The sequence below is a fragment of the Halorubrum tibetense genome (assembly GCF_042661865.1).
GTDB lineage: Archaea > Halobacteriota > Halobacteria > Halobacteriales > Haloferacaceae > Halorubrum > Halorubrum tibetense.
Genome location: NZ_JBHSWW010000623.1, coordinates 1 through 634, shown reverse-complemented (window position 1 = coordinate 634; position 634 = coordinate 1). Strand labels below are relative to the sequence as shown.

The following is a 634-nucleotide window of genomic DNA, read 5'->3' as shown; positions in this document are numbered from 1 at the left end:
GCGGTGTATGTCATTGTTGAGCAAAAACGCATGTGGTTGTTGGCAATGATTCTTATGGTGCCAACGTTGGCAACACTTTGGTTAGATCATTTTAGCAATCATAATCGCCTAGCTTTCTACATTGATAATTTAACCACTATTGCGTTTTTAGGTTTCATTAGTTATCACCTGTTGCGCACCATTTTGTTGAGCAAAAATGTAACTGCCAACATTATCTATGCCTCCATGTGTCTTTATCTGCTAATTGGTTTGATTTGGGCGGCGATATTTTCCAATATTAATTTATTTTACGATGGCGCTTTTCTATTTAATGCAGCGTCGGGGCAGCAGGGACTAAAGGTGGAGGAGCAGATGATGGGTGTCTTTACCTATTATAGCTTTGTCACCCTTTCTACTTTGGGCTATGGCGACATTGTTCCCACCCATAAAGTGGCGCAAAGCTGGGCGGCGGTTGAGGCCATGGTTGGTCAATTTTACATTGCCATTATCATGGCGCGTCTCGTTAGTCTGCACGCCACTGCGCACGCGACAAAAAAACACTAATGGGCTATTTGGCCTGATCTACGTTAAATGCTTCAAACTATCGGCGTGTTGTTCCCAGTGTTGTCCGTCGAACGCTTCGATCTTTACCTCT

1 protein-coding gene is annotated in these 634 nt (G+C 43.7%); it reads left to right on the top strand.

Going from position 1 to position 634, the window contains the following annotated elements; translation table 11 throughout:
* The coding region (locus tag ACFQEU_RS17355) for an ion channel (RefSeq protein ID WP_379784184.1) at nt 1-543 on the top strand (543 nt) is incomplete at its 5' end.
* Nucleotides 544-634 lie beyond the last annotated feature (91 nt).